Origin of the sequence: Enterococcus sp. AZ063, from assembly GCF_051715045.1 — a bacterium.
Lineage (GTDB): Bacteria > Bacillota > Bacilli > Lactobacillales > Enterococcaceae > Enterococcus_D > Enterococcus_D casseliflavus.
In genome coordinates this window covers 1-4,312 of the sequence record NZ_JBIOTA010000003.1, presented here as the reverse complement: position 1 = coordinate 4,312, position 4,312 = coordinate 1, and the positions used below count along the sequence as shown (strand labels likewise).

4 protein-coding genes are annotated in these 4,312 nt (G+C 36.3%); 1 reads left to right on the top strand and 3 read right to left on the bottom strand.

The annotated features are described in order from the left end of the window. The first annotated feature begins 846 nt into the window (after positions 1 to 846). Positions 847 to 1,275 carry a bacteriocin 51 precursor BacA gene (gene bacA / locus IGK61_RS18110; protein ID WP_438845068.1) on the top strand — a complete coding sequence of 143 codons (429 nt, stop codon included), beginning with the start codon at positions 847 to 849 and terminating at the stop codon, positions 1,273 to 1,275. A 532-nt stretch (positions 1,276 to 1,807) separates the two neighbouring features. On the opposite strand, the gene IGK61_RS18105 is transcribed toward bacA, so the two are convergent. The 3 genes from IGK61_RS18105 to IGK61_RS18095 all read right to left on the bottom strand — a co-directional run bounded on the left by IGK61_RS18105 (position 1,808) and on the right by IGK61_RS18095 (position 4,312). Beyond that, the gene (locus tag IGK61_RS18105) at positions 1,808 to 2,065 is read right to left on the bottom strand and encodes a hypothetical protein (protein WP_438845067.1); all 258 of its coding nucleotides are present in this window, start codon (positions 2,063 to 2,065) and stop codon (positions 1,808 to 1,810) included. 808 nt (positions 2,066 to 2,873) lie between these two features. Then, positions 2,874 to 3,359, bottom strand: a complete 486-nt coding sequence (locus IGK61_RS18100) for a DUF536 domain-containing protein (protein WP_438845066.1) — start codon at positions 3,357 to 3,359, stop codon at positions 2,874 to 2,876. An 8-nt stretch (positions 3,360 to 3,367) separates the two neighbouring features. Then, positions 3,368 to 4,312: a replication initiation protein gene (locus tag IGK61_RS18095; protein ID WP_438845065.1), complete on the bottom strand. Its 945-nt coding sequence runs from the start codon at positions 4,310 to 4,312 to the stop codon at positions 3,368 to 3,370.

Genomic DNA, 4,312 nt, shown 5'->3' with positions numbered 1-4,312 from the left:
ATCAATGCTCTCCTTTTATAGACATGCTTTTATAAGTATATTATACCTATAAAAGCATGTCAAAACAGACAAAACCATGCCTATAAACAGACAAAACCATGCCTATAAACAGACAAAACCATGCCTATAAACAGACAAAACCATGCCTATAAACGTCTGTACCCTTTGGGAGAGTAAGGCTACAGACGACGGTAAAGAGGTTTAAAAAGAGGTTTAAAAAGAGATATAAAAAGAGGGGGCCAAAATTTCCCGCCTAAAATTCACTCCTTTTTTCTCCAAACAGGTTCGCGAATTTTCCTAAACTGGGAAAACAGCTCCCTACGTTCGCTGAAAAGGTGTGATCGCTACGCTCTCACATTTTACCTGCGCAGTCGCCTTCGCTCCTTTGCCAAACCCGTTGAACAAAGAGGGCTTTATAAGGCTCTGAGCGCTCGTCTAATCCGTTCTAAGACAATCTTGGATAAAATCCCTTATCTTGTTTCAAAAGCGCCTTACAGGCGGTCAGGGCAAGCCCTAACAACCCTAAAACTTCTTAGACACCTATAATAGCCGATCTGAGACATTTTACTCTCTGGGTAATACAAATTGCCAAAAAACAATATAAAACGCCTTAAATCGAATTCTACACCCCTTTACAGCGATTCTGAAGCTTATTATGCTTTTTCTGTAAGCTTTCGGAGATTTAACCTTGTTCCAGTGACCCCATATTCAAGAATGGCTGAAAATCGCTTTAAAAATAACGGGAATTATAAAATAAAAAAACTAAAATCGACCGTTGACAACGCTTTCATATTCTTGTTAAAATAATCACATGATAAGAAAACGTTATTTTAAGGAGTGATTATGATGAAAGCAAAGCTTTTGAAAGTTGTTACAGGATTATTTTTAATTAGCATTTTGGTTGGTTCTAGTGTCCCTCTTAGAGTTTTTCCTTTTAACGACGTTACAGCAGAAGCTGCAAGTACAAGATATAAGCATAATCATACTTCGTATACTTGTTATAAAATGAGTTATTATGTTACTCCTGCTAAATGTAAATCGTTAAGCTCTCAAACTAAAAAATTGAATACTATTAGTGCAATTACTAATTTTATTGGATTAACTGGATTAACTCCTGGAATAGTTTCGTTAGTTTTTGGTTCTGCGGTTGATGCAAATCAAGTCTTTGTAAATGCTGCAAAGAGGGGCAAAGGTGTACAATTAACCTATATTGCTCACTTTAGTAATATCTCAACCGACACTTATAGTACAAATCATAACTATGTAATAAAATAGTCTTGGGGGTGATTGTATGCCATTAACAAAAATTTCTTTGTTTATTGCAATAATATTGGGTATTTGCTTATATTTTATTTTGTCACCGTCGGATTTTTTTTCTTATTTCACCATACCATCGGTTATTATTGTGAATGTGATAAGAATTTTTGAAAAAAAGAAATGCGAAAAATATGTTCAACATAATTAGGCAACGTGTTATTTTTACCAAAGTTGACATAATGTACAGTAACCCAAGTAGCCCCTGTACCAGTCGATACAGGGGCGCTTTTTGTGATTTGTGATTGGTCTACCTGAAAGGCACCAAGAAAAAGTTGATTTTCCGCTGTTTCCTTTTCTGCTTGTTTGTGAATTTTTAAGACCTGATTTTTCCAGTATTGTTATTTTTAGGTGGATTTTTTATACTCTTTTATGCTCTTTTTTTTGAGAATTACTTTTGAAAAGTAACGAAAAGTCATGAAGATCATTTCTCTTCTCTTATTTGAAAGGACGGTTCAAACTAGCCGCCCTTTTTTGTTTTATCTATTTGGTTCTATGTTTCATCTATGTATACCTGGTCAAAGCGTTTTTGTTCAATTTGTTTTAGTTCGTCGATATAGCGAGCCAATTCTTCATGGCTGGCATATTTTTTCGCCCATGTTTTTCCATTGGAGCGATAGACTTGGCCTCTTCTTCTTTCTCGAACCATCCGTTTTTTCTCATGCTCTTCTTCTGTTTCAAACCCCCAATAGGTATATAGATTTTCTTGGTAGTTCGCAACAGCTGCTCGTTGCGATTGTTTTGTTTTCATTCGTTCTCTCCTTTGAAAATCTAATTACTGTAATTATAACAAAGAGGAACAGTTTTGCCAGGAAAATCAAAAAATCTTTAACGTTAAAGTAACGTTTTCTGACGCAAAAGCAACGTTATGGTAACGTTAAGTTAACGGAAAAGTAACGTTATTTGCCTTTGTGTTGTACCCATAAAAATCACCTTGCACTGCAGGGAACAGACGAAGTCTGGGTACAGATTTCCCTTATGCTCTTTTCTAAAAACTGCCGTTTGCTTGTTTCTGGCATTTTTGAAACGAAGGGGATTGGGGATCTCCCAAAATAAATTCAACGAGTGGCGCGATTTTTTTGAGCGCCGCATTGAATTTTTTGCAAGCATGGCAAGTGGGGACACACTTGCGAATTTTTTTATTTTGGGAGACCCCCCAATCCCCGTTTTTTGCATTTTCAAAAAAGCATTATCTAATTACTGTAATTAGCTCGTGTACAGTTCCAGTGCTCCCTGAGAGAAACATAAAGCTCAAGAAAGAAAAATGCAAATCTAATTACTGTAATTAGATTTGCATAGCTCATTTTTCACCAGGGTCGTCAAGCGTGTGAAAAATTCACTTCGCTCATGTTTTATTTGTTCCAAGCGAAGATCAGTAAAGTTAATGCAAGAGCATAAGACAAAAAGGGGGACGAAATCGTCCCCAACCCGACAGTGTCGGGCTTTTTGCGTGTGTCATGAAATTGGTCGTTTTCACCCTTTAGGGGGCGAAATCACAAAATAGGTGACACGAATATTCTAAAGGGTGACGCTTTTCACCGATTAGGTGCCAGCTTTTTTTACTGTTTCCAAATTTGCCACCATTTTTTTTCTGTCGATCGTTCGTTGCTTGATTCGTTCTCTTCATGAACAGGTTCGACTTCATTTTCAACCGTTTCTTCATAAGTCAGTTGCAGCTGTTCTTGCAGTTTCTCGATTTGTTTGTTGGCTTGGAGCGTGAGTTGTTGTTGTTGATCGAGCAGTTTTTGCATTTGTTTTAATTGCTCGTCTTTTTCTTTCAACTGTTCACATAAGATAGAAAAAGAAATTTCTTGGTTTGCGGTGTTACTGGTAACGGGTTGCGCTGGGTTTGCATCGTGGTTACCACCTAAGAAGTCTTGTTTTAAAAGGATATACCCGCTTTCACTGACAACTAGGGTTTGCACCCCGTTCCTAGTAACAGTTTGCACATAGTTTGCTCTGAAATCAGCAGATAATCTTTTTCTAATTGCTTGTTTTGATACTTGAAATTCTTCCGCAAGTTCTTTGATTGTTTTCTCCGCCATGGTTCCTCCTAATCAAACAAATGATTCAAGTCATCCAACAGACTCTTTTGTTCTTCTTGTGATACTGCTCCTTTGTTTTGTTGTTCTAAAGCTTCTTTCTCTTTTTCCAGTTGTTTGATTTGTTCAAGTAATTCTAATTCCCGTTTCTTTTGTTTGATTTTTTCGCTAATACTTGTCGTTGGTTCTTCATATTCTGCTTGTTTATTTGCTAAAGCTAAGGCTTTCGCTTGTTCTTCTTTGGTGGGGGCATGTTTGTAAAAGTCGTCTGCTTTTTTAATTTCAGGCTTAAATGTAAATTGATAGCCAATGACAGGTTTCCCCCGTCCCTTTCCGTATTTCTTTTTGATTGTTAACCCCTTAAAAATGGCAGTTAACTCTTGACGAATAGGTTTTATAACATATTGATCGATATTACTTTCTCTATAACTTTTAGGAATATCAAGCAATTCATGAAAGTCCTCTTTAGAAAAATAGGCGAAACCTTTGGTTCTGTATTGTTTTAACAGCCGAAACATAGTTTTTGCATAGCTACTTTGTAGCTCGTTAAATTGTTGTAAAGAATAGCGTACCCACTCGTCTAAATTATTTAATAAAGGCAGGGCTTTTTCGTAAATTCGTATATCTACGTAAGGATTTTCTACGTCCCCGTTAATTTTAAATTCTGTAAACATCACAAACATATCGTAAGAAAGTCCAGACTCACTTCTACGACCAAAGCGTAAAGATAAGATTTTTTCATAAGTTGCTTTTAAATCTTCTACAAATCGCACGTTTGCAGTTGCTTTGTAATTGCTTAAATCTTTTAGTTGGTCAAACGTAAATCGCACCGTTTTATCCCCTTTCTCACGCATTCTTGACACAATAGAGAAAAATAAATTCATTTCAACGGGGGTAAATTTTCGTAACGGAATTGTATTTAATTCATGATGATATTTCACGATTTCATTTGCCAT

Coding starts and splice junctions, on each gene's coding strand:
- bacA (WP_438845068.1), top strand. CDS start 847: ATGAAAGCAAAGCTTTTGAAAGTTGTTACAGGATTATTTTTAATTAGC.
- IGK61_RS18105 (WP_438845067.1), bottom strand. CDS start 2,065: ATGAAAACAAAACAATCGCAACGAGCAGCTGTTGCGAACTACCAAGAA.
- IGK61_RS18100 (WP_438845066.1), bottom strand. CDS start 3,359: ATGGCGGAGAAAACAATCAAAGAACTTGCGGAAGAATTTCAAGTATCA.
- IGK61_RS18095 (WP_438845065.1), bottom strand. CDS start 4,312: ATGGCAAATGAAATCGTGAAATATCATCATGAATTAAATACAATTCCG.